Source organism: Bacillus sp. LR--39, assembly GCF_053613335.1.
This window is the reverse complement of the sequence record NZ_JBSIOT010001049.1, coordinates 1-647: the sequence shown is the minus strand read 5'-3', so window position 1 is coordinate 647 and position 647 is coordinate 1. Positions and strand designations below refer to the sequence as shown.

Annotated in this window: 1 protein-coding gene; it reads left to right on the top strand. The window is 47.0% G+C overall.

What is annotated here, in order from left to right; translation table 11 throughout:
* Positions 1–56: 56 nt before the first annotated feature.
* A partial coding sequence (gene hflX, locus ACWHAR_RS28340; RefSeq protein ID WP_452088602.1) for a GTPase HflX occupies positions 57–647 on the top strand: 591 nt, incomplete at its 3' end.

Sequence of the window (647 nt, the reverse complement as noted above, 5' to 3'; positions counted from 1 at the left end):
GCAGGGTTTGGTATGATAATACTACTGCCCAATATGCAAAAGAAAGGAACATCCATTTGAACGAACAAGAAACGATTCAGGAGAAAGCCATTTTAGTCGGATGTCAGCTGCCGCATATCACGGATGAGCATTTTGAAAATTCTATGGAAGAGCTAGCATCGCTGACAAAAACAGCAGACGGAAAAGTACTGACCAGCGTCACACAAAAACGGAACAGGGCTGACGCCGCTACATATATAGGAAAAGGGAAGGTAGAAGAGCTGAAGGCACTGGTGGAAGAGCTTGAAGCTGATCTCCTCATCTTTAATGATGAACTGTCGCCAAGTCAGCTGAAGTCATTGGCAACAGCAATTGAAGTGAAGATGATTGACCGCACGCAATTGATATTAGATATTTTTGCAAAGCGGGCGAGAACGAGAGAAGGCAAACTTCAAATTGAGCTGGCTCAGCTGCAATATGCACTGCCGCGTCTGACGGGACAAGGGATCAATCTCTCCCGGCAAGGCGGAGGGATTGGGGCAAGAGGTCCCGGGGAAACGAAACTGGAAACCGACCGCCGCCATATCAGAAATCGCATTCATGAAATCACCCCACAGCTTTCCACTGTCATTCGCCATAGAAGCCAATACCGTGAAAGAAGAAAGAAA